Raw genomic sequence first — 23,654 nt, forward strand, 5'->3', positions numbered from 1 at the left:
CATTCCATTTTTAGTTATAATTTAACTCGCTTCAAACGAAGTGAGTTTGAAACCACACTTACGGAACTGAATGCCATTGCTGCCCCGGCGATCCAAGGAGCAAGCAGACCTGCTGCAGCAATGGGAATCCCAGCTGTATTATAGGCAAGTGCCCAAAATAGATTCTGTCGAATGTTTTTCATCGTCAGGTGGCTTAACTGGATTGCCTTAGGAATCAAAGTAAGTTCACCGCCCAGTATGGTTACATCGGCAGCCTCAATAGCGACATCCGTACCTGTTCCAATGGCGATTCCGACGTCGGCAAGCGCCAAAGCAGGTGCATCATTAATACCATCCCCAATCATGGCAACCCGCTTTCCTTCCTGCTGAAGCTCTTTTACTTTTTCAGCCTTTTCTTCCGGAACTACTTCAGCAATGACTCGGTCGATACCGAGCTGGGAGGCAATGGCATTTGCAGTCCTTTCATTATCACCAGTCAGCATTACCAATTCTATATTGGCTTCTTTTAACAACTTCAATGCCTCGTTAGCAGATGGTTTGATTGTATCGGCTACTGCAATCACGCCTGAAAGTTCGTTGTCGACAGCAATCAGCATAGCTGTTTTTCCTTCTTGCTCCATTTTTTTCATTACTTCTTCATATTTGACGTATTCCACGTTAAGGCGATGAAATAACTTCCTTGTTCCGATTGCAACATTTTTATCATTTATGACAGCCTGGATACCCTGTCCGGGAATCGCTTGAAATTCAGACGCTTCATATAAACCTTTTCCCTTTTCAGCAGTATAGGCAACAATCGCATCTGCTAAAGGGTGTTCTGAACCTCGCTCCGCACTTGCTGCGAGCACCAATGTTTCTTCGCTGCCTTCAAAATCAGTGACCTCTGGAGTTCCTTTTGTCAATGTACCTGTCTTATCAAATATAATTGTATCCACTTTATGGGTACTTTCTAAATGCTCTCCACCTTTAAACAAAATTCCCTGCTCTGCTCCTTTGCCAGTTCCAACCATGATGGAAGTCGGGGTAGCCAGCCCAAGCGCACATGGGCAGGCAATGACCAGAACTGCAATGGAAGCTTCCAGAGCCATCGCTAAATTACCTGGTGTGATAAGAGTAAGCCATATAATAAAGGTAATGAGAGCTATTCCCACCACGATAGGAACAAAATAACCCGAAATTACATCAGCCATGCGCTGGATCGGTGCTTTTGAGCCTTGTGCTTCTTCCACTACCCGAATAATTCCCGATAAAGCCGTATCCTTCCCTACTTTGGTGGCTTTCATTTGGATACTGCCATTTTTATTGATAGTAGACCCGATTAACGAATCACTTGCTGTTTTTTCAACGGGAATGGATTCTCCAGTAATCATCGACTCATCAACAGAAGTTTGACCCTTAATGATTTCTCCATCCACAGGGATTTTTTCTCCTGGTTTGACAACAATTATATCCCCTGCCACTACCTGTTCAAGAGGAATATTTATTTCTTCTCCATTCCGCAGTACCTTCGCTTCTTTCGCCTGAAGGTTTAGTAAGCTTGATATTGCCTGAGTCGTTCTGCCTTTTGCCAGAGCTTCAAAGTATTTACCCACTAGAATCAAAGTGATTAAAATGGCACTCGTTTCAAAATACAAATGTGGATGATAATTCGGATTGCCAATAGTCAGAGACGTTTCCACCAAGCTGTAAAAATAAGCTGCACTTGTTCCTAAAGCAACCAGGACATCCATATTAGCGCTTTTATTTTTCAGGCTTTTGTAGGCACCCTGGTAAAACTGCCAGCCAATGATGAACTGTACAGGTGTTGCTAAAACAAGCTGTACCCATGGATTCAATAGCATATGTGGAACAGGTAAACCGAAAAGGTGATCGAACATGGTCAAAAGTAGAGGGAAAGACAAAAGCGCCGATATATATAATTTTATCCGTTTACTTTTTAGCTCTTCCTCTTTGCGGTTCGCTTTCTCTTCTCTGTCTTCCTTTAATCGGGCATCATAGCCGAGCTTTTGAATTCTATTGATAATGACATCGGCATCTACTACCCCCGCCTCGTATTCTACAGCTGCAGTTTCATTTGTTAAATTGACACTGGCGTTCTGAATGCCTTCTGTCTTATTCAGCACCTTTTCTATCCTTGCCGAGCAGGCAGAGCAAGTCATACCGGTTATATCAAACTCAGCCTTCTCGGTTCTTACGCCATACCCCAGCTTTTCAATTTTTGCTGTTATTTCTTCTGGGGTTGTAGTCTCAGGATTATAAGCGATTTTAGCATTTTCCATGGTGAGGTTGACTTTCGCATCTACCCCCTCCATTTTATTCAGAACTTTCTCGATTCGGCTGGAGCAGGCAGCACATGTCATTCCTGTTATATCAACAGCTATTTGCCTTTGAGTTTTCTCAGCCATTTAACATTCTCCTCAAAAATTATTTTGCAAACTGCTTCATTACTTTCATCAATTCCTCAATGGATTCATTTCCATTTCCTGCCTTGATTGCATGACTGACACAATGCTTCGTATGGCGTTCCATCAATGAAAAACCCACTTGATTAAGGGCTTTGTCTATGGCCGATATCTGAACCAGGATATCGACGCAATAACGATCTTCCTCAACCATTTTCTGAATGCCCCTGACCTGCCCTTCAATACGTTTTAAACGGTTAACGAGACTTTGCTTTTCATCTGCAGTTCTGGAAAGCACAGGTTTTTTTTCATTATTTTGATGTACTTCTCGCTCCATATTCACACCTCAATTTGATTTTAATTAAACTATACCCCTGTTAGGTATTATGTGTCAAGTCGATTGATTTAATATCAGAAAAACTTGGCTTGTCGCAAATTTCTTATGGCGAAAGCCTTCGTTTTTCTTATACTTTAATCCTTTAACAAAGATAATTAAAAATGCAAAAAAATAGAGCGACTTCTGCCGCTCCATCTTACTTCGCTTCATTGATTGCTGATATCATCCGTTCTTCAATACTACCTGCTATTTGATTAAGCTTGGAATCGTCCACGAATTCAATCAATTTTGTCGGTTTGGGCATGCCTATTTTGGTGATTCCGTCACTTTCATATACAACAACTTTACAAGGAAGAAAATAACTTACTAATTCATTTTTCTCTAATACCTTTTTTGCTTCCTCGGGATTGCAAACTTCGAGGATTCTCATCGACTGGTTGTGATCGAAACCTTTATTTTTCAATGTTTTTTTGACATCAAAATCCCAAAGGACGCCAAAACCTGCATTTTTCAATGAAGCCTCGACCTCTTTCACAGCCTCATCCAAGTTGTGTTTGGTATTTACAGTATAATGAAACATTCCATCCCTCCAAAATTGCTTTATATTACCCATACCCCGATGCGTATTCATTCAAAACTTTTTTATACGATTCTTTTATTATAAATCCCATTACTTGCTGAAAGCAATTTGGTTATCCTATGATAATGAAAAGAAAAGGAGGATATTTCATGAAGATTACGGATGAAGCTAAAGCAGATGTCCTTGATATATTAGAACAGTATAATTCAGATGGCATCCGGCTGTTTTTGGCAGGCATTGGCTGAGGTGGCCCGCAGATTGGACTGTCCCTGGATGGGGCAGAAAAAGAGGACAACATGGAAATTATCAATGGAATAAAGATAGCGATTGATCCACAACTTAATGGAATGACAGATACTCTACGACTTGAAAAACGGCCGCATGGCCTTGTTCTTGCAGGGATACCTGCGGGGGATTGTTAAAGACTTAAAGCCGCCTGATGGATAGTGGCGGCTAGTCTTTTTGCAATTAAAATTTATGCCTTCTTAATGCGAAAGCGGAAGCGCCTTATATACCCCCGCCAAGTTTAAGCCAAGCCTTGCCGTGATGTTCTTTGCCACAAAGCGGAAAGGTTTAATACCTCGATTAGATAGGCGTTTTTTTATTTCCTTATTTTCCTGAATAAATTAAAAACCGTGCTCCAGTGATGATACACTGAGGTACGGTTCTAATTACAAAACTGTTTGATAGCCTGCTGTAGTGATCCGATATGCCTTATGTCCATTGAGGCTCCGAGTTCATTTATACGTTTTGCTTGAGAGGGTTTTATACCAACTACTGCTACCTCCACTCCCATGTAAATGATAGATTGCACAAGTTTCTGTAATACATGGACTCCGTCTCCGTTAAGTTCACCTACGGCTGTAAAATCAAATAAAACACAGTCAATCCCTGTCTGCTGCACTGCATCGAGCGTATTACTTTCAATGGCATATAGCTTTTCAACTGATATATCTCCAAATAAGGGAATCAAAGCGGTTTCTTCTGTCAATTCAATAAATGGCGCAGACAAACGATTGTTAATCTCTATAGATTTCTGCAATTTATCCTTTTCTTCCAGCAGCTCGAAGTTCGTAGCTTGCAGTCTTGTCCTTAACTGCTGCAATGAGTCGCTAATTCCACGGATACCCTCGCCTTTTTCCATAAGAATTATATCAGCCTGCAAATCGTTAATCCAATTGGCAAATAGATCAATGAGAATCGGGGCATCCCCATAATCAACTGCGTTTAAATTTACTTCCATTTTTGTTTTGGGAACACTAGGGATTATCCCTTTCTGAACTTTGGAAATGCTTCCTTCGTCCAACAAGTCTAAAAGGTTGGCTGACAGCCTGGTCAATTCAGCCATTTCAGGTGAATAACACTGGATGTTGTAATGCTTATCTATCCTGATAAACGGAAGCGGAAAGAAGTGTTCAACTTGTCTCATCAATGATCTCTTCTCCCCTTTGATTGTGTAGACGTGATAAATCATTCAGTCCTCTTATTACATAAATTCGATCAGAGATGAAGTCCAGCAAATCGAATTTCCTTGTTATCCTGCCACCGATCAGGATTGCAGGCTTCCATTCCAATTGGCTGAAACGATGTGCAAATTGCTTTACAGCCGGCAGACGGTACGAAAGGGCTGCAGAAATACCGATCACATCCGGACGCCAGCGATTGATTTGATCAATGGCATGATCAATAGGAAGATTAGGCCCAAGATACCTGACATGCCACCCCATCTCCCGATAAAAACCGGCCACCATTTTCAACCCTAAATAATGCTGTTCTTTTTCAACACCGAGCAACAGCACTTTGTTTCCTGCTTTATCATTATTCGATTCCTTTTCCGTAAAACGATCATCCAATCGGGATACGACATAATCACATATAGCTGTCGCTAAATGTTCATCCGCCACTGTTATTTCATTGGTTTCCCATAAGACACCGACATGATACATAGCCGGGGTGATGATATCTTCATATAAATAAAGCCTCGGATGTTCGTTTAAAAGCTCGTCGATAAATGCAACTGCCTCGTCTTCACGTCCTTGAAGAAAAAGTTCAGCCAGTTGCTCGTGACGATTTTCCATCAAAATAATCACCTCAGATTATGAAGGGCTTTCCAAAAGCTGAATACCTTCCTGTAAATACATAATATACGTTTGTCTTTCTTTAACGCTTTCAAATTCTACCTTGTCCATTCTTTGAATTAGTCGCTTATAATTATCAACAATCAAGTCAGTCCTGACACCTCTTGATGTGAGAATGTTATTCAGCCAGAGTGTATAATCCTTGAAAAAAGCCCCGCTGCCCATCTGGTATGCAGTCTCAAGATGGTCCAGGTGATGGAAATTATCTTCGATCGTCCGTTCTTTCCCATGCTCCCCGAACTTGTCAATCAAGTTAGGAAAACTGGTATAAATATCTTCTACTACTAAATCCACAAGCTTTGACTTTTCAATGCTTTTCATTCAGCTACAACCTTGTACTTGGAAACTTTTGGAACAATTCCGGCAAGTTCTTGATCGGGATAGTTTTTTTCCAATTCATGTATTCTCTTGAATTCATCACTTCTTGCCCATGCAAGGTAATGTTCTTTAGATTCCCATTCCATATGGACGGTCAACTCTCCGGACCGTTTATCATTTTGGAGTAACTGAAAGGAAAGAAATCCCTGTGCATTATCAACAGATCGGCTTCTGTTTCGATATATGGCAATCAGCTCCTCCGCCTTATGGGCAGGTACAATAACAGTCGAATCAACAATATACATAATTATCTCCTTTATAACCTAACGAATTATCTAATAAGGATTTTATCATACATCCTAATACCTGTATAATTAAGAGCCTTTTTATACATGTCTCTGCTATTCTGAAAATAATACACTATTGTGAGAGTACTATCATTTATTCATCTCCCATTGCATCACCAGGACAAAAGCGGAAGCGGCCTTATTCACCATCGACCGGCATTAGAGGGTTATCCGTAACCATCCTTAAATTTCCATTAGAGCAAAAAAAGCTTGCAGGAGAACGTGTCTCCTGCAAGCTGGCCGAGGGTTACTAAACTGCTGCTACTTCTTCAATTACTTTAGATTCTTCATGATCAAGCATATTTTTATTAACGACCTCAGTGATTTCTTTATTCATGTTACTATTCAGATCCTTTGCTTCTTCTTTATCACCGACAATGTATAGACGCTCCCATTGGCGGTCTTTCGCAAGTTTATCCAGCTTTGGTGCAAGGCTTTTATACCAGCGATAACGGTTAGCTTCAAAGCGCTCTTTGAACTGGTCCTGTTTCGTACTCTTTCCACCTGACCCCATGGAAGGTTCCGCACGGTGTGGACCGGTGTGCTGCCGCCAATCTTCGGTATCCAGATCCAATTCGAACAATTGGGTGTCCTTTAACGTACCTAATTCCGTATCAAGAACTTTGATTGCTTCTTTTTGCGTTAAAATGATTCCTGTTTTCGGGAAGTTACTATACATTTCCCTTAATTGATCAAGTTTTGCTGTTTCTTCCCAATAAAATTCTGTTTCTACAGGCATCTGAAAGCGTTCTGCGAACCATACTGACTCATCCGCTGTCGCAAAGATGACCAAACTCTTACTAAAATTCTGTTCATTGTTATGAACGAAATTCTCTACTTTTTCCTTTATCGCCCAAAAATTGCGTTTTTCATCTGAATCACCATCTTCCTGAAGATAGCTTTCAAAATTGTTCAAACCATTCTTCAGGTGAATTTTCCACTCTCCACCCTGTTGATCCGGGTCGGAAGGATCCGTATTTAAATACATACTGAACACGCGTTGTGGTTTTTCTAAATATACACTTTCCAGCTTTTTAATTTGCTTATTCATATCCATAAGACTCGATCTACTCCTTTACAATGTCAGTTTGTTCTACTACCTATGTAACCGGCACACCCGAGCCTCAAACATGTATACGATATAAAGTTACGCTAATGTATAAAGTAATGCCTGCAGAGAGACAATGAGGTTTCTCTGCAAGCTAAAAACCAAAAGATTTTTCGACACGAATATACATGCGATTACAAATTGTAATATAAATTTAATTTATTGCAAACTTCTTGCGCACGTGAAATATCCGCGGCGATTTCTGCGTGTTTTCCCAGAAATTATATAGTGATACGGTTAATGAAATAGGATTTTAGTGATAGAATAAAAAAATGAATCAAAGGTGGGAGTTTGATTGCAGAGCATAAAGTCTATACACTAATAAAAAGAATCCCCCATGAAGGAGATACACGAATGAAAGCTGCGGAATTACTCAACCAAATCCAACATCTAAGTCCTAGCAACCCTTCTGATACCTATAACATGGAAATCGCAGATATTGCCTGTGATTCGCGTGAAGTAAAACCGGGGTCATTATTCGTTGCTATAAAAGGACATACCGTAGACGGTCATAATTACATAAACATGGCTATGGACCGGGGGGCTTCCTTAATTATTGGTGAACAAGAAGTTGGAGACACCTCCCTTCCCTATGTGCGGGTTCCTGACAGCAGAAAAGCACTTGCTCAGGCCGCGAAAGCCTATTATATGACTAATAAACGCTCCCCGGTTCTTATTGGAATAACTGGAACAAATGGAAAAACAACCACTTCTTATATGTTAAAAAATATTTTTGAACAGTCTGGTCACACCTGCTCTATTTTCGGGACTGTTTCTTATATTGTAAATAAACAGGCTCATGAGTCATTCAATTCCACTCCTGATCCGTTGACACTTTATAAATTCTTAGCTGAAAGTAATGATGACATAGCTATCCTCGAGGTTTCTTCCCATGGAATAAAGCAGGAGCGTGTTCATGCTTTGGAATTTGATCACTTGATTTTTACAAACCTTGGGCATGATCACCTTGACTATCACCATTCGATGGAAGATTATTTTGAAACAAAAGCAAGTTTATTCGAACAGTTGAAGAGTAATGGAAAAGCTGTCATCTATACCGGTCAGGATTGGGGAAAAACACTTGCCAGCCGTTTAAGAAAGCAGGGAAAACGAGTATACACAGCCGATTCTGATATTAGTGACGACATCATCATTGATGCTGATGGACAAAAAATCATAATTGGAAGTGAAGAAATATCATTACAACTTCAGCTGCCTGGACGTCATAATTTTCATAATGCCACTTTTGCTGCTTTTACTTCCTATTTAGCAGGAGTAGATTGGGATTCAATCCGACATACCCTAGAAGCAAAACTGCATGTGCCAGGCAGATTCGAGCAATATGAACACCCAAGTGGGGCAACAGTGATTGTCGATTACGCCCATACGGCCGACGCCCTTGAAAATATTCTTTCGACAGCACATGCCGGTGGAGCACACCGAATCTTTCATGTTTTCGGATTCCGGGGAGGAAGAGATCAAAGCAAGCGTAAAGCCATGATTGAAACGACTGCTTCCTATTCTTCCCTCTATATACTGACTGCCGATGACTTGAATGAGGTAAGCAGTTCAACAATGGAAAAAGAGCTCCAGTACCTTCAGGAGAAATATGGTACTGAAAGTGGACAAGTGATTTATGACCGCACAGAAGCAATAAAGTTTGCTTGGGACCGTGCTCAACAAGGCGACTGGATCGTCATAACAGGTAAAGGCCATGAAAATTACCAGCAAAGATATAAATTTGCTGTCGAGTCAGATGTAGCGTGTATTAAATTCTTTCGCCACTTTTCCAAACACCCTAATAAAAAATTGATTCAAAGCTGACTACCATCGACCATAAAGTCTGCTCTCTTATTAGAGCAGGCTTTTCTTGTACATCTTAATTAATACTATAACATATCTACATCCATATATTGTAAACTTTTATATACTTCTCATAAGAAAAGGGCCCACTTTTTTCGGTGTGGCCCTTTCCTGTTAATTTTTCGCTCGTTCATCTGCAGCTTTTGCGCGCTCTTGTGCTTCTCTGTCCTGCTGATCCGCCAATTCTCGTGAAAATTCCACATCGATACCATCACTATCTTTTTCATATTTTGGCGTCTGAGGTAAGGAGGCATCATTCTTTCCATTTGCCTTTCTACGGTCATCTCTTCCCATGTCATCCACCTCTTTTCTTATATTCTCGGCTTTATTTTGCGTAAAAAAGATTGCTGTCATTCTTAATTGTTGAAACTTGCCAATGATTACGCAATAATAAAGAAAAATGAACAGAAGTGTTTCCTAGGGTTCCGCAGCAAAGGTTGTGCTGGGCTGGTCCAAGAGGAAGCCCACAGTAATACTGTGACACGGAGGGACAAAAGCCCGGGAGATATCAAGATATGATATCTCTTTTTTTATTTTTGAAATAGAGGTGAGAAGAATGAAGGCAACTTGGTACAAGGTAGTACTTGCTGCTTTATTTGAAGTCGGGTGGGTTATAGGATTGAAGCATTCCAATAACAGTTGGGAATGGATCGGCACAGGAATTGCTATTGCTGTCAGCTTCTATTATTTGGTTACAGCTGGAAAAAACCTTCCTGTAGGAACGGTATATGCTGTTTTCGTCGGTCTCGGTACTACCGGAACCGTCATCTGTGAAATTTTATTTTTTGGAGTACCTGCCGACGCAGATAAACTTATGTGGATTGCCCTTTTAGTTATGGGAATAATCGGATTAAAACTGGTTACTGACATTTCGGAAGGAAAGGAGAAAGAAATAAATTGAGCTGGCTCTATTTAATATTAGCAGGCGGATTCGAAATGACAGGGATTACGATGATTAACAAACTCAACAAGGATCGTTCCTTCCTTGCCTTACTGTATATGATTATTCCAATGGCCGCGAGTTTTTTATTCCTGTCGAAAGCAATGGATGAATTGCCAATGGGAACTGCTTATGCTGTCTGGACGGGCATCGGAGCCTGCGGCAGTACAATATTAGGAATGCTTTTCTTCCGAGAGCCGGCAGACTGGAAGCGGATGTTATGCCTCTTCATAATTATCTTTGCCACAGTCGGACTGAAATTATCTTCCTGAAAAAAAGCTGTCCCAAAACGCCTCTTTAAAATTAAAAACCACCAAGAAGTTTACTTTCTTTGCGGTTTTTTCGTACTTTAGGTAAGTTCAACTTTGTTAAAGGATTAAAGTATAAAAAAAGGCTGCCCCTATAAGTTTTTTCAGACTTATAGGGGCAGCCCTTTGTATTAATACCCCACTTCAACAGACGCATTTACAATATACATCAGATCGTTGGAATCATTTTTATCTTCGAGTACTATACCACTTGTAGTAGCCATACCACCTTCAACTACTTCTACGGAAACATTTCCATATGGTATCGTCTCTTTCACTTCCTTTTCGTCCAATTGATTATGGTCCTTGGGAATTGCCAATTTCACATTCACTTTCATATTATCCAGTGACTGTTCTGGGAGGGCCTGTTCGACCCCTGGCATAGAATTGAAATGAATCGCGTCCTTCACTGCACGTACGGAAGCCTTTGTGACATTCTGGCCGTGAACGTCAATCCCCATTCCTGTTTGAATGAATAATACTTTATCCAATCTCATCACTCCTCCTAGTTAAAAATAGATATTGTATCCTGATTCTCTTGTCACTTTTTTTGCCTTCATTCATTCCATATCCTTGTTTCTCCCTAGCAAATCATATTTTCTGATAAATAATATATTTGTAATATTTGTCATATTATGAGGCGTCTTTCTCCCAATTCCCCCACCATTATCGCATTTCCCAAAAATCCGCTTTTAAAATTAAATGTAATATATTCCAGTACTGGCATCACAGTCTTTTCGACCTAGTTTCTGCCTGATTATTTCGGGTATCCAAAGATTAAGGTCATCAGCAAAGATGGACGTTCACGCAAAGGAGGTATCGCATGGGTACTACTGAAAAAATCAAAAACAATTCCGGAACCAGCAGTTTGGCAGGGAGTGTTGCGCTAGCAGCGTCATCGTTGCTTCACCCAAAAGTCCGAAAGGGTGTCAAAAAAGGTGCGAGTAAATCTACCTCTTATATGAGTAAAAAATTCCCTCGCTTCTCAAGAGCGGTTAAACGAGCTGATGACCCAGTGGATTTTAAAGAAGAAGCAGAAGATGAAATCCACGATGAAATCACGGATCGGATGCGTGAAAATTTCAAAAGAAAGCTCCAGTCCAAAGTGAATGATGCATCCGAAAGTTTACAAGCCGCTAAGGAGGAAAACGCTGAAAAAGTTCATTCCAATGCAGAAGATGTACAGGAAAAAGCACAAAATGCATTGTTGAAATTTCGTGAAAAGCTAGCCGGAGTTAAAGAAGCCGGTGAAGATTTTCAGGAAAAAATGAATGATAAAGGAACTTCCAGCAACAGCATTGATGGCGTGAATGATATTAAAGGGGCTAAAGACATTAAAAGTTCAACCAATATCAAAAGTTCTAACCAGATCAAAGGGCCTCAAAATATCAAACACCCTTCAAATACAAAATCTACCAGTTAAATCATTATCAGAAAGGGGTATTTACAAATGGCAGTACAGAAGACAACGGATAGTTCCAGTCTTGCAGAAGTTATTGACAGAATTTTGGATAAGGGTATTGTAATTGATGCCTTCGCACGCGTTTCTGTAGTGGGAATCGAGCTCGTAACGGTAGAAGCTAGAGTCGTCATTGCAAGTGTCGACACCTGGTTACGTTATGCAGAAGCTGTCGGATTACTGCGTGATGAAGTAGAAGAAGAAGGATTATCTAACAGGCTGTCTGCACGAACAGATAGCACATCAAGCTCTGGGCAAACCAACGAACGAAGTGAATTCAGCATTTAGCATGACGAGAGTCAGAGTGTGATGCTCTGACTCTCCTCTCTGCTTTATTGTATTTATTGAAGGAGGATTTTTTCATGAAGGTAATGGACGAAGTAAACCAATTTTTCAATGAACACATAGCTCCTCCCCATAAAATCATTTCCGTCAGGGAGCGGGAAGAGGATGACAAGGAAGGTTATCGTGCTCTGGTTGAGGTCATTGAAGAGAAAGAATATATGAAAAAGTACGCCAATGACCAGATGGTTGGCCTATATGAAGTGTTTTTAAATAAAGAGTCGGAGGTCACTGGATTTTCGCGGATCAGCCTCCGGTATCGTAGTGACTTGGAAGAGCAATCCTGATGCGGGGTGAACATTCATGACTGTATTGAAGGAAGTCAGACAACAACCACATATCTCCAATGAGGTCTACAAAAATTCCTCTTATCATCAGGGGCTGATCAAGCGGTCGCTCAGCTATCTTTCCTCTGGTTACCCTATCCATTTCACCGGTCCATCAGGTATTGGCAAGACGACACTTGCATTGCACATCGCCAAACAGCGTAAGCGTCCAGTGTTATTGCTTAATGGGAATAAAGCATTATCAAATGAGGATTTAATTGGTGCATTTACCGGTTACACCAGTAATAAGGTGAAAGACAATTTCATACGCACAGTTTATAAGACGGAGGAAAACCTTACAGAATCGTGGTCAGAAGGAAGATTACTTGAAGCGGTGAAAAAAGGTTACACGGTCGTTTACGACGAATTCACCCGGTCACAGCCGGAGACGAACAACTTATTCCTGTCTATTCTGGAAGAAAAAATTCTGCCTCTTTATGGTACAAAACAAAAGGAGTCCTATGTTAGAGTTCACCCGGAATTCTCCGTCATATTCACAAGTAATCCAGCTGAGTACGCAGGGGTATTCCGATCCCAAGATGCTTTGCTTGACCGAATGATAACCTTGCCGCTTGAACAAATGGATGAAAAGGCAGAAATCGCAGCAGTATCAAGTAAAACAGGTATACCCTTCCAGGAGGCTGGAGCGATCGTCAAGTTTGTTTCCAAAGTAAGGGAGTTTTGTGAAACACAAGAGCATGGGCAAGGACCAAGCTTGAGGTCGTCAATAATGATTGCTGATTTGGCACAACGATCTGAAATACCGATAGATGGCGGTGATGAGACATTTCAGCAGCTATGTATGGACGTCACAGCCTTTCCGCTTCAGACGTGTCTGGAGAAAAAAGACCTGAGCGAGATAAAAAAGAAGTTACTGACAGAATGTAAAAAAATTAAAGTTGGTGAATGATAATGGACAATGGAATTTATGTATTCTGTGGAATTCAGACAAATGAGGAACATGATTTTGGCACCATTGATTTCGAAGGGGAAACCCGCGAAATCTACACGATCTCTTATAAAGATGCATCCATGGTTGTAACGGAAGTTCCGATGAAAATTTATCACCCAAGCAAAGGAAATTTGATGATGCATCAGCAGGTGATTAACCGTGTAATGGAGAAAATGGATACTGTGGTACCTATCAGCTTCGGGAATGTTTTCCAGACAAAAGAGGATGTCGCTGTCCTGCTCGAAAACCTGTATCCACAGCTTGAGAAACTTTTTCCTCAACTCAAAGGTAAAATGGAATTGGGTCTTAAAGTAATCGGCAAAAAGGATTGGCTGGAAAATGAAATTCATAAAAACCCTGAAGTAACGAAACAGAAAGAAACCGTAAAGAATAAATCAGAAGCAGCTGGTTATTTTGACCGTATTCAGCTCGGGGAAATGGCACAAAAGTTTTTCCAGCAGCTGCAGCATGATGTGGAACAGAACATTCATGAGAATTTGAAACCGATTGCGGAAGCCACAGAAGTGAACGATCCCATTGGTGAAAAGATGCTATTGAATGCTTCGTACCTGGTTGATAAGGAAAAAGAAGCACAGTTTGACGAAAAAATTAACGAACTTCATGATCAATGGCAGGATAAGGTCGAATTCAAATATACCGGCCCATGGCCAGCTTATAATTTCATTAATATTAAACTAAAAGTGGAGGAAACTTCATGATCCACAAATTATTCACTTCCCCATTGAATCTTGTCGTCAAAGTCGGAGAAAAGGTAAAAGAAGAAGTGGATAAAGAATATTATGATCTGGAACACATTCAAAGAAAACTGGTTCAACTTCAAATGATGTATGAACTAGATGAAATATCGGAGGAAGATTTCAAGACACAGGAGAACGAATTACTACTACGTTATGAGGAAGCTAAGAGAAGAGAAATGGAACAATGGAATGAACTGACCAAGCGCTCTGAAAAGTGAGGAAGACGCAATGGATAATTTGATTTATTTATATGGAATAGTGCCCGAAAATGAAATATCGGCAGCTCCTCTCCCCTCTTTTAAAGGACTGGATAATGAACATGCTGCCTACACCATTTCTATTAATGGTATAAATGCTGTTGTTTGTAATCTGGATGAGGCGGGTTATAAGGAAACTGAACTTGAGAAAAAAACGAATGACCCGCAATGGCTGCATGAAAAAGCTTTCCATCACCATGAAGTACTGTTGGATCTGAATAACCGTTATACGGTTATCCCGATGAAATTCTGCACCATTTATGAAAACGCAGACAGTTTATGGAATAAGCTTGAACCGCTTGAACAGAAGATTGCAGAACAGTTGAAATGGCTTAAAAATAAAGAAGAATGGAACATGAAAATATATTGTGACGACGAAAAGCTGCGTGAGAGCGTCGCCGCTCACAATTTAACCATAGAAGCAAAGAAGAAGGAAATAGAAGAAATGAGTCCTGGAAGACAGTTCCTGGAAAAGAAACGACTTGACCAGCTGATCGACCAGGAAGCATTAAAAGAAAAGGAAACATTTTCTGCCCGCGTTCATGAGCAACTGACGGAAATGTGTGAAGATACATCTGTAAAGAAAAACTGGAACAAAAAGGTGACTGGCCGAAACGACGAAATGTGTTGGAATAGTGTTTACCTGCTCTCCACTGAAAACGTGGAAGAATATTTATCTGAGATTAAGTCTTTACAAGATAAGTGGACACGGGACGGCTGGCACCTGGAGATTACTGGACCATGGCCGGCCTACCATTTTGCCAGTCTTACCTGAAGCGAGGGATATTATGTCCTATAGACAAGAATTTGAAAATAAAGATGTAGCCCTGATTGATATTTTAGATGTGGTCCTGGATAAGGGTGTTGCGATACAGGGGGACATTCTTATTTCGATAGCTGGAATCGATCTTGTTTACCTGGACTTACGCATACTTCTATCATCCGTTGAAACGCTTGTCCAGGCAAAACAGGCTTCTGACAGGCAATTATCGTCTAAGCAATTTGACAGGGAAAAGGAGGAATTGAACCGTGCCATCCGTGAAACCTGAAGAGTTATCCCAAAAGAGTGGACGAATTAACCTTGACCCTGAAGGTGCAGAGCAAGGACTTGCCCAGTTAGTTCTTACTGTCATCGAACTTCTTAGACAGTTAGTCGAGCGGCAGGCATTACGCAGGGTTGATGGAGGAACCCTTACTGAAGAAGAAATCGAAAGACTGGGAGTCGCTCTTATGAATTTAGAAGTGAAAATGGATGAACTGAAAGACATTTTCGAATTAGAAGATGATGATTTGAACATTGATTTAGGACCATTAGGGAACTTACTTTAAGTAAGGAGGCGTTAACATGGCTATTGAGCAATCCACCCAGTCGAGTAACCTAGTCGATGTATTGGAGACCGTTTTGGATAAAGGTGTAGTTATTGCCGGAGATATCCGTGTAGGACTAGCTGACATAGAGCTGCTGTCGATAAAGATCCGGTTGATCATTGCATCTGTTGATAAAGCGAAAGAAATCGGAATGGACTGGTGGGAAACGGACCCTTACCTCAGTTCTAAAGCAGCCGACGAAAATCAGGAACAATTGAAGAAAGAAAATGAACAACTGCAAAAACGAATTGATGCGCTTGAAGATAAAATAGCGCATGACAATCGTTTCATATAAATCATTCATTTTTTATAAGGAGGAATTAATAATGGAAAAACAACAAGCAAAGAAAGCACTAAAAAAACGTGGAGTGATGACAGGAACATTAGTGGGTGGAGTAATCGGGGCAACAGCAAGTTTATTACTGGCACCAAAAGCAGGTAAAGAATTACGAAGCGATATTTCTGCCCAGACTAACGCTGTAAAAGACAAAAGCAAACAGTTCAGTGGTAATACAAAAACAAAACTTTCAAATTTAAAAAATAGCACCAGTGAAAGATCACAGAAATTAGCGAAGAAATTTAAGAAATCGAAAGACCAGGACGCTGCAGATGAGGCTGCTGCAACACAGGAGTCTTCTTCAGAAAGTGTGGCTGCTGATACAGACAATTCCTTTCAGGAGAATCCCTCAGCCAGTACAGAAACAACCATCTCAACAGATGACGACACAACAAAATAATTAGCCATCATCACCAAAGGAGGTAACAATGAATGGATAAACAGTCCAGTAAAGATGATGTACTTTCCATGTTCATCCGGGCGGCAAATAACCATGATTTATCGCTCGACATCACAATAAATGTCAACGGCTCTTTGGTGACAGGCACTACCACCTCTGCCCAGAGCTACTTTGAAAAAATGAGTGAAAACTTCAAAGATGGCAATGATATTGCAGAAGCATTGAGCGGCCAATTGATGGATGCAAGTGAAACAGCCAGCAATAATGATTCTGATGAAGTTAATTATATCCATCTTAAGGACGCCCAGGTATACTGCGGCGACAGTGACCCTACTCCCTCTAAAGGAAAATTTCTATGGCGCGGGAAACTGTCCGAAGTCGATGGCTTCTTCCTTGGTACAATTGCCAAAGATAATAAAAAGAAAAGCTCGTCATAATAATACTTGGGGAATCGTCATGATTCCCTTTTTTTGTTTAAGACAAGATGTGCTATAATTGCTTTCACTATTCTTTAAAGGGAGCTGCACCATGCTTACATTTGTTGATAAAATAGCTATAGCCGAATCTTTTTCGGAATTAAATAGGAAAGATATTTCTTTAGGAAGGGTGAACTTTCACTATGATGACAGTTTATTTGATAAAACGATTGTCATTCAGCATCTTCACCCCAACGGAAATGGTTTCGTATATACTGGAGATTCAACCAAATATAACGCCAATGATAAAGGCCTTGTAAACATTAGAGATTTCACAGCTGAAGATTTAAAAGAAATCATTCAGTTTTCCATCAATTATCTATCAAACGATGTCCAGTCTTCTCATTTTCAGCAGTGGACCGGGCCGGATAATGAAATTTTGACTCTTGTTCAAGAGGATTATTTTTGGAACATTTATACCGGAGAGATGCTTGAAGAAAGCTTCGAGACCTATAATGAGGCAGAGTCCTACCTGAAGGAAGAAGGGTTTCAAAGACAGTAATGTTTCACAATTGGCTGGTAGAAGGAAGGTGCGCAGTCTTTAGCAGATTCCTTATCTCCTGCCGCTGATTTCTTTCGCTGCACAATGACTATTGAAAAAGCCGAACAATGTGTACTCCACACTGCTCGGCTTCCTTTCTGGATAAAATTTTGTGGACTCTATTTTGCAGAGTATTTCGAAACATCATCTGTTTCCTCCATCCACACTTCCCCATTTTTATATGTCATTTGTTCCGGATAGCGCAGATCTATGACTTCCTCCTGCACTTTTTGGGAAGGTGCTGCCGTCGTTAAGGACACAATAATATTCGTCAGTATCGCAGCAGTTGCTCCAAACACTCCAGCACCCGTATCAATTATGCCAAGTATCGTAAAGCCGCCATATTTAGCTGCAAAAATATAGGCAAGTGTAACAGAGAGACCTACGACCATACCAGCGATGACACCCGGACCATTCGACCTCTTCCACCATACCCCAAGAAGCAGGGCTGGAAAAAACGAACCGGATGCTAAAGCAAATGCCCATGCGACAATTTGGGTGATTGCGCCTGGCGGGTTCAAAGCTAGAAGGCCGGCAAATACCGTAGCTAAAACAATCGACCAACGGCCAACAAGCAGCCTTTTTCTCTCACTGGCATTGGGATTGATCGACCTGAAATAAATATCGTGAGAAAGTGCAGCAGAAATTGATATCATCAGCCCGCCTGCGGTAGATAAGGCTGCTGCCATTGCTCCTGCCGCGGTCAATCCAATAATAAAGACACCTAAATTGGCAATTTCAGGAGTGGCCATAACGACAATATCATTACTAATGACTATTTCTGTCCATTGCAAAATGCCATCACTATTGGCATCTGCTACAGAGAGGCGACCTGTATCTACCCATGCAGCTGTCCAAGCTGGCAAATCATTAATAGATGCACCAGCCACCTGTGTCATTAGGATAAATCGTGAAAAAGCTGCGTAGGCAGGTGCCGACAAATAGAGCAAACCGATAAACAGAAGCGCCCATGCCCCACTCCATCTTGCTGCCTTCATGGTTGATACAGTATAAAAACGAACTATAACATGAGGAAGCCCTGCTGTACCTGCCATCAATGTAAACATGAGAGCGAGAAATTGCCATTTAGTGGCTTCTGTAAATGGTGTAACATATTCCGTTACTCCAAGCTCCTGGTCTAATATCTGTAATTCACTGATTACCTCACCATAGGAAATCCATGGCATAGGGTTTCCTGTAATCTGGAGAGCCATAAAGATTACAGGGATAAGATAAGCAATAATTAATACGAGGTATTGTGCTACTTGAGTCCAGGTTATCCCCTTCATTCCCCCAAGTGCAGAATAAAACGCTATCAACACAACCCCAATCATTGTACCGATAGCAGCATCAACTTCTATCAGCCGACCGATGACTACACCAGATCCTGACAATTGGCCTACGGAATAGGTGAAGCTGATGATGATTGTAGCTATCGCTGCTATTAATCGAGCTGCATTACTCTGGTACCTGTCTCCAATAAATTCAGGCACGGTATAGCGTCCATATTTCCTGAGCTGTGGAGCTAACAGGAAAGTCAATAACAGATAACCTCCTGTCCACCCCATAATATAAGCAAGGCCATCATATCCTAACACCATGATGGTTCCTGCCATTCCTATAAAAGAGGCAGCACTCATCCAGTCTGCACCGATAGCCATACCGTTAAAGACAGGAGGGACACCACGTCCTGCCACATAAAAATCTGAAGTTTGCTTCGCTTTGTTATATACGGCAATTCCTATGTAAAGTCCAAATGTCGCTATGATTAAAGCAAATGACACGAGAAACTGGTTGTCCATTCATGTTCCTCCTCAAAGTCTGGATTTGTTTCCCATTTTTAATGATCGACTTTCTTCTTTGAATGATTTCCTCATTCTTGTCTGGGTCTATTCCATATTTTTTGTCGATTTTATCGCTTACTATGGCGTTTATGAAGAGAAGTATGATGAATGTCAACACAGCTCCCTGAGCTCCCATATAGTAATGGACAGGAATGTTATTAATTGTGAAATTTGATAAAGTATCAGCGAAAAAGACCACCACAAATGAAACGAGAAAACCGATAGCAAGGTAAAGGATAATCATCGTTGTTCTTGCTCGGAAATAGTTATCAGCAACTCTTTTCTCAATCTTTTTCATCTTTGTTTCACCTCCCTCTACATATCAATCAGCCACGCAGATTAAAAATAAAACGGACAGTTTCCCAAAAAGGCAGCGGAACCATAATGATCTTAATCAACATAAAAATAAATAAGGAAAAGAAAGGAATCGCTAAAAAAACAGGCTTGCGTTTATTTAGAGCGAATATCACCGAGACAATTGTAATGACAGCGAATAAGAATACCCAAACCATTTTTTTAACCCCTTATTGTAAGCGTTATCATTTTTAGGAATAAAAGCGCAAGCGCCTCGTTCACCCCCGACAAGCTTAAGCCAAGCCTCGCCGTGACGGGCTTTGTCACAAAGAGGATCGGCTTAAGACCTCGAGGGGGTAGGCGCTGAAGCTGGATGCAGCCAGCTGTAGAGATTTATCCAAGAACATACATTTTTGAACAAATAAAGAAATTCCCTCATAAAGTGACGGAATTTTTTGTATGTTGTCATTATTCTAAAAATAACCTATGCTTGTCAACCTTTATGCTTTTGGAACTAAAAACTCCCACTTAAACAGTGGGAGTTGACGAAGTTATATTTTTTCTACCACGTAAGCTTTTTTATCGCGGAAGTGTTTTTCTCCATCTTGTTCAGAATGCTCAAAGAAACCCTCAAATTCATTAATCACCTTATATTCTCTGGCTGGTTCAGTAAAAAGCTGCGAACCATTATTGGACAGGAGCAATACATTTTTTGTTGACACAAAACTGTCCAGCTCCTGTGCAGAATAATTACTTCCTGGCTTCAATGTATTAAAACCACTTTTTGTCATTTTTGATGACTCCTTTCCACTTTTTTTATTGCAGTTCCCACTAGATCACGGAATAAAACATCATCACGAAAGAATGGAAATAGTTCTCTGACATGCCCTTCCATCAGCTGATGCAAAATAAAGATGTAAAGGGAAAGGTGGTGTATGTGAGATGCAGAGAAGGAATATTCGGTGGCTGCCAATGATCGCTTCCATCGGGATCGGCGCAGCAACTTACAGCATGATGACAGGACAAGGCGGTCAATTGCAAAACATGGTTTCAGGAATGACGAACATGGCTGGGCGAAAATGACCAAGGGGAATAACTTGACAAATGTCAAGTTTTTATAAATAAAACGGACTCTTCCGGGGAGTCCGTTTTTCATTGGATAAATAATCAACATAATTGCAACACTAATAGTGGAGGTGTCTTTCATGTCTAAAAAAGAAAAAAACAAAGGGAAAAGAACTGCTTCATCTGTAAATGCACAGGGGCTCTCTGAAGGTGTGGCTGACCAGCAGCCTGATTCACAACTAGAGCAGCGCGCAAAAAAGAAGAACACAAAGATTTAAGCTATGCCCCAAAATAGCTGCCTTTCTGAAGGCGGAAGAAGCTAAGCCCTCTCAGCAGCTATTAAAGCTTGTTGATTCACACGGCAGAGGATGCTAACTGACTAATACGATCGCCCAGCAATGAAATATGCTTGTCCGTTGTCATAATACGATCGCCCGGCGGTGAAATATGCTCGCCAGAACGCTTGCCGGCGGATGCTTTCCGCGGGCACGGCCTGAAGCTAACTTGGTCAAGAAGGTCGCTTGACCAAGTGAATCTTCGGCTCGTGCTGTTCCCGCAGGCGTCATCGCCTCTCGCTTGATAAATTACTGCATCAACAACAGCAACCGGAACTATTCCCATCAGGTCTGAATAAACAACATAACTCTTCCGATAACAAGTGATTGATCGTATCTTCATTAATAGCATAATAACTCCAGGTTCCTTTTTCAGTACGGCTGATCAAATCCGCATCAAGCATTATCTTTAAATGGTAACTAAGCTTGGATTGGGTCATTCCTATTTTTGGTTGCAAATCGCAGACACAGGATGTCCCGTCCGTGCAAAGGATATGAAGTATTTCCAGACGCTTCTCATCTGCCAGTGCCTTAAATTTCTGCTTATATAATAAAAATTGCTGTTCCATTTTACTATCTGTAACTGGTATTTCTTTCATATAATTATCACCTTAAATCAATTTTATTTGATTAAATTATACCACAAATCCATGCAAATTATTTTAATAAGGATTTGGGCAACTAAGTGACATTTTCAACCGCCTGAAAAATAATGGAGTTCTGATGAGGATTTATATACTCCCGCAGAGGAGAACCAACTGAAAAACATAAGAAACAGGCAGCCGAGATATATTCCCGACAACCTGCAACGCAATTGCTCATTCTCATTAATCTAAATCAAGATCGGTAACGGCACCTTTTGCAGAAGAGGAAACCAGACGAGCATATTTAGCCAGTACCCCTGTTTTATATTTGAGTTCAGGGGTTTTCCACGCTTGCTTTCTTTGTTCGTATTCTTCTTCTGTTATCTCGAAATTAATCTGTTGGGTATCGCTGTCAATTGTTATTATATCACCATTCTGGAGCAGTCCGATCGGGCCACCGACATGTGCTTCCGGGGCCACATGCCCGATAACGAAGCCATGGGAACCTCCGGAAAAACGCCCATCCGTCAACAAGGCTACTTTTCCTCCTAACCCTCTGCCAACGATCATGGCAGTGATGGAAAGCATTTCAGGCATGCCTGGTCCACCTTTTGGTCCGACATGGCGTATGACAAGGACATCGCCTTCTACTATCTCACCTGCTTCGATCGCCTTTGTGGCCTCTGCTTCACTGTCATATACTCGGGCAGGGCCCTCGAAGCGGCTGATTTTCTGTCCGGACATCTTCGCTACTGCTCCCTCTGGGGCCAGATTCCCCCGCAAGAGCACCAGCGGTCCATTTGGTTTGATTGGATCCTCTAAAGAATGAATTACTTTCTGACCTTCTGTTAAGGATGGAGCCTCTGCCAAGTTTTCTGCAACAGTCTTTCCTGTAACCGTCAGGCAATCTCCATGAAGTAAACCATGTTCATGAAGCAATTTCATAACGGCAGGTACACCTCCACATTCGTACAAGTCCTGCATCACATATTTACCGCTCGGCTTCATATCAGCTATATGAGGGACGTTTTGCCTTACTCGTTCAAAATCATCCAATGACAGGTCAACTCCTGCTGAGTGAGCCATTGCAGTAAGATGTAAAAAGGCATTTGTGGAACCTCCCAGCGCCATTACTACAGTGATTGCATTCTCAAAAGCCTTTTTCGTCATGATATCTCTTGGGTAGATATCGTTTTCCAATAAGTCGATCACCATTTCTCCAGCTTGCCTGCACTCGTCATGTTTATAATCATTGACAGCTGGCGTGGAAGAAGACCCAGGGATACTCATTCCCAATGCCTCCACTGCAGATGCCATGGTATTAGCGGTATACATTCCTCCACATGCACCCGCTCCTGGACAAGCGTGACATTCCACTTGATGGAGTTCTTCATCATTAATGGTGCCCTGCTGATATTGCCCGACTGCTTCAAAGGAAGATACTATATCAATGTCTTTCCCTTGAAGTTTTCCCGGCTGGATCGTACCTCCATATACATACACAGACGGAATGTTCATACGCCCGATTGCCATCAGGCATGCAGGGGTAGTTTTATCACAGCCTCCGATTGCTACAACACCATCAAGACGTTCTGCATTGGTCACAGTCTCAATAGAATCAGCGATAACTTCACGGCTTGGCAAAGAATAATGCATCCCCTCATGCCCCATAGCGATGCCATCCGAAACAGTGATTGTATTGAAAATCAACGGTGCTCCACCATTGTCTGCCGCACCACCCTTGGCTTCTCTTGCCAGGTCATCGATATGTACGTTACAAGGAGTAACTTCACTCCACGTACTTGCAATTCCGATCATCGGTTTTTTAAAATCCTCATCTTCAAAGCCCACAGCTCTCAGCATGGAACGGTTAGGTACCCGGTTAACACCTTCACTGATTACTTTACTCCTGATTCGCAAATCTTTTTTCGTTTCCATGGTTTCATCCTCCCCTGGTAGATTTAAATATGATTAA

General features: G+C 41.2%; 33 protein-coding genes, 1 pseudogene and 1 riboswitch. Of the genes and pseudogenes, 19 read left to right on the plus strand and 15 right to left on the minus strand.

The window, feature by feature from the left end; genetic code table 11:
- Window positions 1-14 precede the first annotated feature (14 nt).
- The 3 genes from JOC33_RS00815 to JOC33_RS00825 form a co-directional block, all read right to left on the minus strand.
- Window positions 15-2,405, minus strand: a complete 2,391-nt coding sequence (locus tag JOC33_RS00815; protein ID WP_205090073.1) for a heavy metal translocating P-type ATPase — start codon at window positions 2,403-2,405, stop codon at window positions 15-17.
- A 19-nt stretch (window positions 2,406-2,424) separates the two neighbouring features.
- The gene (locus JOC33_RS00820) at window positions 2,425-2,739 is read right to left on the minus strand and encodes a metal-sensing transcriptional repressor (RefSeq protein ID WP_205090078.1); all 315 of its coding nucleotides are present in this window, start codon (window positions 2,737-2,739) and stop codon (window positions 2,425-2,427) included.
- Window positions 2,740-2,935: 196 nt separating this feature from the next.
- Window positions 2,936-3,319: a DUF302 domain-containing protein gene (locus JOC33_RS00825; protein ID WP_205090080.1), complete on the minus strand. Its 384-nt coding sequence runs from the start codon at window positions 3,317-3,319 to the stop codon at window positions 2,936-2,938.
- A 296-nt stretch (window positions 3,320-3,615) separates the two neighbouring features.
- Between JOC33_RS00825 and JOC33_RS20470 the strand changes: the two genes are divergently transcribed.
- The gene (locus JOC33_RS20470; RefSeq protein ID WP_275576957.1) at window positions 3,616-3,741 is read left to right on the plus strand and encodes a hypothetical protein; all 126 of its coding nucleotides are present in this window, start codon (window positions 3,616-3,618) and stop codon (window positions 3,739-3,741) included.
- Window positions 3,742-3,986: 245 nt separating this feature from the next.
- Here JOC33_RS20470 and JOC33_RS00830 read toward each other — a convergent pair whose 3' ends face one another.
- The 5 genes from JOC33_RS00830 to JOC33_RS00850 all read right to left on the minus strand — a co-directional run bounded on the left by JOC33_RS00830 (window position 3,987) and on the right by JOC33_RS00850 (window position 7,179).
- Window positions 3,987-4,748: an STAS domain-containing protein gene (locus JOC33_RS00830; RefSeq protein ID WP_239533986.1), complete on the minus strand. Its 762-nt coding sequence runs from the start codon at window positions 4,746-4,748 to the stop codon at window positions 3,987-3,989.
- On the minus strand, window positions 4,735-5,397 hold the full coding sequence (locus tag JOC33_RS00835) for a cobalamin B12-binding domain-containing protein (RefSeq protein ID WP_205090091.1): 663 nt from the start codon (window positions 5,395-5,397) through the stop codon (window positions 4,735-4,737). Before JOC33_RS00835 ends, JOC33_RS00830 begins: the two co-directional genes overlap by 14 nt.
- An 18-nt stretch (window positions 5,398-5,415) precedes the next feature.
- Window positions 5,416-5,778 (minus strand): hypothetical protein, encoded by a 363-nt coding sequence (locus JOC33_RS00840; protein ID WP_205090092.1) that lies wholly within the window; start codon window positions 5,776-5,778, stop codon window positions 5,416-5,418.
- Window positions 5,775-6,080: an antibiotic biosynthesis monooxygenase family protein gene (locus tag JOC33_RS00845; protein WP_205090093.1), complete on the minus strand. Its 306-nt coding sequence runs from the start codon at window positions 6,078-6,080 to the stop codon at window positions 5,775-5,777. The genes JOC33_RS00840 and JOC33_RS00845 overlap by 4 nt, the downstream gene beginning before the upstream one ends.
- Before the next feature lie 292 nt (window positions 6,081-6,372).
- Complete coding sequence (locus JOC33_RS00850) at window positions 6,373-7,179, minus strand: VLRF1 family aeRF1-type release factor (protein WP_205090094.1); 807 nt, start codon at window positions 7,177-7,179, stop codon at window positions 6,373-6,375.
- 405 nt (window positions 7,180-7,584) lie between these two features.
- Between JOC33_RS00850 and JOC33_RS00855 the strand changes: the two genes are divergently transcribed.
- Entirely contained in the window at window positions 7,585-9,054 is a 1,470-nt protein-coding gene (locus tag JOC33_RS00855) for a UDP-N-acetylmuramoyl-L-alanyl-D-glutamate--2,6-diaminopimelate ligase (RefSeq protein WP_205090095.1), read from the plus strand.
- A 153-nt stretch (window positions 9,055-9,207) separates the two neighbouring features.
- Here JOC33_RS00855 and JOC33_RS00860 read toward each other — a convergent pair whose 3' ends face one another.
- Window positions 9,208-9,387 carry a YfhD family protein gene (locus JOC33_RS00860; RefSeq protein WP_205090096.1) on the minus strand — a complete coding sequence of 60 codons (180 nt, stop codon included), beginning with the start codon at window positions 9,385-9,387 and terminating at the stop codon, window positions 9,208-9,210.
- Window positions 9,388-9,499: 112 nt separating this feature from the next.
- A riboswitch (guanidine-I (ykkC/yxkD leader) is annotated at window positions 9,500-9,600 on the plus strand.
- A gap of 49 nt (window positions 9,601-9,649) precedes the next feature.
- Here JOC33_RS00860 and JOC33_RS00865 point away from each other — a divergent pair.
- A complete protein-coding gene (locus JOC33_RS00865; protein WP_205090098.1) occupies window positions 9,650-9,994 on the plus strand; it encodes a DMT family transporter in 345 nt (114 codons plus the stop codon).
- Window positions 9,991-10,305, plus strand: coding sequence for a DMT family transporter (locus JOC33_RS00870; protein WP_205090099.1), 315 nt, complete (start codon window positions 9,991-9,993; stop codon window positions 10,303-10,305). Before JOC33_RS00865 ends, JOC33_RS00870 begins: the two co-directional genes overlap by 4 nt.
- 167 nt (window positions 10,306-10,472) lie before the next feature.
- Here JOC33_RS00870 and JOC33_RS00875 read toward each other — a convergent pair whose 3' ends face one another.
- Window positions 10,473-10,832: a Lin0512 family protein gene (locus JOC33_RS00875; protein WP_205091494.1), complete on the minus strand. Its 360-nt coding sequence runs from the start codon at window positions 10,830-10,832 to the stop codon at window positions 10,473-10,475.
- A 332-nt stretch (window positions 10,833-11,164) separates the two neighbouring features.
- Between JOC33_RS00875 and gvpQ the strand changes: the two genes are divergently transcribed.
- The 13 genes from gvpQ (at window position 11,165) to JOC33_RS00940 (ending at window position 17,518) form a co-directional block, all read left to right on the plus strand.
- Complete coding sequence (gene gvpQ, locus JOC33_RS00880) at window positions 11,165-11,764, plus strand: gas vesicle protein GvpQ (RefSeq protein WP_205090100.1); 600 nt, start codon at window positions 11,165-11,167, stop codon at window positions 11,762-11,764.
- A 27-nt stretch (window positions 11,765-11,791) separates the two neighbouring features.
- Complete coding sequence (gvpA, locus tag JOC33_RS00885; protein ID WP_205090101.1) at window positions 11,792-12,088, plus strand: gas vesicle structural protein GvpA; 297 nt, start codon at window positions 11,792-11,794, stop codon at window positions 12,086-12,088.
- A gap of 74 nt (window positions 12,089-12,162) precedes the next feature.
- Window positions 12,163-12,429 carry a gas vesicle protein GvpO gene (locus JOC33_RS00890; RefSeq protein ID WP_205090102.1) on the plus strand — a complete coding sequence of 89 codons (267 nt, stop codon included), beginning with the start codon at window positions 12,163-12,165 and terminating at the stop codon, window positions 12,427-12,429.
- Between the two features lie 16 nt (window positions 12,430-12,445).
- Window positions 12,446-13,378, plus strand: a complete 933-nt coding sequence (gene gvpN, locus JOC33_RS00895; RefSeq protein ID WP_205090103.1) for a gas vesicle protein GvpN — start codon at window positions 12,446-12,448, stop codon at window positions 13,376-13,378.
- Entirely contained in the window at window positions 13,375-14,139 is a 765-nt protein-coding gene (locus tag JOC33_RS00900) for a GvpL/GvpF family gas vesicle protein (protein ID WP_205090105.1), read from the plus strand. The genes gvpN and JOC33_RS00900 overlap by 4 nt, the downstream gene beginning before the upstream one ends.
- Window positions 14,136-14,396 (plus strand): gas vesicle protein GvpG, encoded by a 261-nt coding sequence (locus JOC33_RS00905; protein WP_205090106.1) that lies wholly within the window; start codon window positions 14,136-14,138, stop codon window positions 14,394-14,396. Before JOC33_RS00900 ends, JOC33_RS00905 begins: the two co-directional genes overlap by 4 nt.
- 10 nt (window positions 14,397-14,406) lie before the next feature.
- On the plus strand, window positions 14,407-15,210 hold the full coding sequence (locus JOC33_RS00910; protein WP_205090108.1) for a GvpL/GvpF family gas vesicle protein: 804 nt from the start codon (window positions 14,407-14,409) through the stop codon (window positions 15,208-15,210).
- 13 nt (window positions 15,211-15,223) lie between these two features.
- A complete protein-coding gene (locus JOC33_RS00915; protein WP_205090109.1) occupies window positions 15,224-15,484 on the plus strand; it encodes a gas vesicle protein in 261 nt (86 codons plus the stop codon).
- Window positions 15,474-15,764 carry a gas vesicle protein K gene (locus JOC33_RS00920; protein ID WP_205091495.1) on the plus strand — a complete coding sequence of 97 codons (291 nt, stop codon included), beginning with the start codon at window positions 15,474-15,476 and terminating at the stop codon, window positions 15,762-15,764. Before JOC33_RS00915 ends, JOC33_RS00920 begins: the two co-directional genes overlap by 11 nt.
- A 16-nt stretch (window positions 15,765-15,780) precedes the next feature.
- Entirely contained in the window at window positions 15,781-16,098 is a 318-nt protein-coding gene (locus JOC33_RS00925) for a gas vesicle protein (protein WP_205090110.1), read from the plus strand.
- A 31-nt stretch (window positions 16,099-16,129) separates the two neighbouring features.
- Window positions 16,130-16,540 carry a YtxH domain-containing protein gene (locus tag JOC33_RS00930; RefSeq protein ID WP_205090111.1) on the plus strand — a complete coding sequence of 137 codons (411 nt, stop codon included), beginning with the start codon at window positions 16,130-16,132 and terminating at the stop codon, window positions 16,538-16,540.
- A 32-nt stretch (window positions 16,541-16,572) separates the two neighbouring features.
- Window positions 16,573-16,977, plus strand: coding sequence for a gas vesicle accessory protein GvpU (gene gvpU, locus JOC33_RS00935; RefSeq protein WP_205090112.1), 405 nt, complete (start codon window positions 16,573-16,575; stop codon window positions 16,975-16,977).
- A gap of 91 nt (window positions 16,978-17,068) precedes the next feature.
- Window positions 17,069-17,518: a hypothetical protein gene (locus JOC33_RS00940; protein ID WP_205090113.1), complete on the plus strand. Its 450-nt coding sequence runs from the start codon at window positions 17,069-17,071 to the stop codon at window positions 17,516-17,518.
- Window positions 17,519-17,676: 158 nt separating this feature from the next.
- On the opposite strand, the gene JOC33_RS00945 is transcribed toward JOC33_RS00940, so the two are convergent.
- From JOC33_RS00945 to JOC33_RS00955, 3 genes and pseudogenes are all read right to left on the minus strand, one after another.
- On the minus strand, window positions 17,677-19,359 hold the full coding sequence (locus JOC33_RS00945; protein WP_205090115.1) for a sodium:solute symporter family protein: 1,683 nt from the start codon (window positions 19,357-19,359) through the stop codon (window positions 17,677-17,679).
- Window positions 19,360-19,397: 38 nt separating this feature from the next.
- Window positions 19,398-19,699: pseudogene (locus tag JOC33_RS00950) on the minus strand (DUF4212 domain-containing protein).
- A gap of 547 nt (window positions 19,700-20,246) precedes the next feature.
- The gene (locus JOC33_RS00955) at window positions 20,247-20,486 is read right to left on the minus strand and encodes a hypothetical protein (protein WP_205090117.1); all 240 of its coding nucleotides are present in this window, start codon (window positions 20,484-20,486) and stop codon (window positions 20,247-20,249) included.
- Between the two features lie 151 nt (window positions 20,487-20,637).
- Between JOC33_RS00955 and JOC33_RS00960 the strand changes: the two genes are divergently transcribed.
- The gene (locus JOC33_RS00960) at window positions 20,638-20,778 is read left to right on the plus strand and encodes a hypothetical protein (protein WP_205090118.1); all 141 of its coding nucleotides are present in this window, start codon (window positions 20,638-20,640) and stop codon (window positions 20,776-20,778) included.
- Between the two features lie 122 nt (window positions 20,779-20,900).
- Window positions 20,901-21,038, plus strand: coding sequence for a small, acid-soluble spore protein L (locus JOC33_RS00965; RefSeq protein WP_205090119.1), 138 nt, complete (start codon window positions 20,901-20,903; stop codon window positions 21,036-21,038).
- A 314-nt stretch (window positions 21,039-21,352) separates the two neighbouring features.
- On the opposite strand, the gene JOC33_RS00970 is transcribed toward JOC33_RS00965, so the two are convergent.
- Both JOC33_RS00970 and ilvD read right to left on the minus strand, forming a co-directional pair.
- Window positions 21,353-21,664 (minus strand): ArsR/SmtB family transcription factor, encoded by a 312-nt coding sequence (locus JOC33_RS00970; protein WP_205091496.1) that lies wholly within the window; start codon window positions 21,662-21,664, stop codon window positions 21,353-21,355.
- Window positions 21,665-21,922: 258 nt separating this feature from the next.
- On the minus strand, window positions 21,923-23,617 hold the full coding sequence (gene ilvD, locus JOC33_RS00975; RefSeq protein WP_205090120.1) for a dihydroxy-acid dehydratase: 1,695 nt from the start codon (window positions 23,615-23,617) through the stop codon (window positions 21,923-21,925).
- Between the last annotated feature and the right edge of the window lie 37 nt (window positions 23,618-23,654).

This window comes from Thalassobacillus pellis (genome assembly GCF_016908295.1).
Lineage (GTDB): Bacteria > Bacillota > Bacilli > Bacillales > Halobacillaceae > Thalassobacillus > Thalassobacillus pellis.

What these genes read in the sequence shown, in the direction of transcription:
- gvpN (WP_205090103.1), top strand. Translation starts at nt 12,446, where the DNA reads ATGACTGTATTGAAGGAAGTCAGACAACAACCACATATCTCCAATGAG.
- JOC33_RS00835 (WP_205090091.1), bottom strand. Translation starts at nt 5,397, where the DNA reads ATGGAAAATCGTCACGAGCAACTGGCTGAACTTTTTCTTCAAGGACGT.
- JOC33_RS00910 (WP_205090108.1), top strand. Translation starts at nt 14,407, where the DNA reads ATGGATAATTTGATTTATTTATATGGAATAGTGCCCGAAAATGAAATA.
- ilvD (WP_205090120.1), bottom strand. Translation starts at nt 23,617, where the DNA reads ATGGAAACGAAAAAAGATTTGCGAATCAGGAGTAAAGTAATCAGTGAA.
- JOC33_RS00965 (WP_205090119.1), top strand. Translation starts at nt 20,901, where the DNA reads ATGTCTAAAAAAGAAAAAAACAAAGGGAAAAGAACTGCTTCATCTGTA.
- JOC33_RS00820 (WP_205090078.1), bottom strand. Translation starts at nt 2,739, where the DNA reads ATGGAGCGAGAAGTACATCAAAATAATGAAAAAAAACCTGTGCTTTCC.
- JOC33_RS00940 (WP_205090113.1), top strand. Translation starts at nt 17,069, where the DNA reads ATGCTTACATTTGTTGATAAAATAGCTATAGCCGAATCTTTTTCGGAA.
- JOC33_RS00945 (WP_205090115.1), bottom strand. Translation starts at nt 19,359, where the DNA reads ATGGACAACCAGTTTCTCGTGTCATTTGCTTTAATCATAGCGACATTT.
- JOC33_RS00815 (WP_205090073.1), bottom strand. Translation starts at nt 2,405, where the DNA reads ATGGCTGAGAAAACTCAAAGGCAAATAGCTGTTGATATAACAGGAATG.
- JOC33_RS00960 (WP_205090118.1), top strand. Translation starts at nt 20,638, where the DNA reads ATGCAGAGAAGGAATATTCGGTGGCTGCCAATGATCGCTTCCATCGGG.
- JOC33_RS00855 (WP_205090095.1), top strand. Translation starts at nt 7,585, where the DNA reads ATGAAAGCTGCGGAATTACTCAACCAAATCCAACATCTAAGTCCTAGC.
- JOC33_RS00970 (WP_205091496.1), bottom strand. Translation starts at nt 21,664, where the DNA reads ATGGAACAGCAATTTTTATTATATAAGCAGAAATTTAAGGCACTGGCA.
- JOC33_RS00955 (WP_205090117.1), bottom strand. Translation starts at nt 20,486, where the DNA reads ATGACAAAAAGTGGTTTTAATACATTGAAGCCAGGAAGTAATTATTCT.
- JOC33_RS00890 (WP_205090102.1), top strand. Translation starts at nt 12,163, where the DNA reads ATGAAGGTAATGGACGAAGTAAACCAATTTTTCAATGAACACATAGCT.
- JOC33_RS00860 (WP_205090096.1), bottom strand. Translation starts at nt 9,387, where the DNA reads ATGGGAAGAGATGACCGTAGAAAGGCAAATGGAAAGAATGATGCCTCC.
- JOC33_RS00850 (WP_205090094.1), bottom strand. Translation starts at nt 7,179, where the DNA reads ATGGATATGAATAAGCAAATTAAAAAGCTGGAAAGTGTATATTTAGAA.
- JOC33_RS00900 (WP_205090105.1), top strand. Translation starts at nt 13,375, where the DNA reads ATGATAATGGACAATGGAATTTATGTATTCTGTGGAATTCAGACAAAT.
- JOC33_RS00865 (WP_205090098.1), top strand. Translation starts at nt 9,650, where the DNA reads ATGAAGGCAACTTGGTACAAGGTAGTACTTGCTGCTTTATTTGAAGTC.
- JOC33_RS00915 (WP_205090109.1), top strand. Translation starts at nt 15,224, where the DNA reads ATGTCCTATAGACAAGAATTTGAAAATAAAGATGTAGCCCTGATTGAT.
- gvpQ (WP_205090100.1), top strand. Translation starts at nt 11,165, where the DNA reads ATGGGTACTACTGAAAAAATCAAAAACAATTCCGGAACCAGCAGTTTG.
- JOC33_RS00930 (WP_205090111.1), top strand. Translation starts at nt 16,130, where the DNA reads ATGGAAAAACAACAAGCAAAGAAAGCACTAAAAAAACGTGGAGTGATG.
- JOC33_RS00840 (WP_205090092.1), bottom strand. Translation starts at nt 5,778, where the DNA reads ATGAAAAGCATTGAAAAGTCAAAGCTTGTGGATTTAGTAGTAGAAGAT.
- JOC33_RS00825 (WP_205090080.1), bottom strand. Translation starts at nt 3,319, where the DNA reads ATGTTTCATTATACTGTAAATACCAAACACAACTTGGATGAGGCTGTG.
- JOC33_RS00830 (WP_239533986.1), bottom strand. Translation starts at nt 4,748, where the DNA reads ATGAGACAAGTTGAACACTTCTTTCCGCTTCCGTTTATCAGGATAGAT.
- gvpA (WP_205090101.1), top strand. Translation starts at nt 11,792, where the DNA reads ATGGCAGTACAGAAGACAACGGATAGTTCCAGTCTTGCAGAAGTTATT.
- gvpU (WP_205090112.1), top strand. Translation starts at nt 16,573, where the DNA reads ATGGATAAACAGTCCAGTAAAGATGATGTACTTTCCATGTTCATCCGG.
- JOC33_RS20470 (WP_275576957.1), top strand. Translation starts at nt 3,616, where the DNA reads ATGGAAATTATCAATGGAATAAAGATAGCGATTGATCCACAACTTAAT.
- JOC33_RS00845 (WP_205090093.1), bottom strand. Translation starts at nt 6,080, where the DNA reads ATGTATATTGTTGATTCGACTGTTATTGTACCTGCCCATAAGGCGGAG.
- JOC33_RS00905 (WP_205090106.1), top strand. Translation starts at nt 14,136, where the DNA reads ATGATCCACAAATTATTCACTTCCCCATTGAATCTTGTCGTCAAAGTC.
- JOC33_RS00925 (WP_205090110.1), top strand. Translation starts at nt 15,781, where the DNA reads ATGGCTATTGAGCAATCCACCCAGTCGAGTAACCTAGTCGATGTATTG.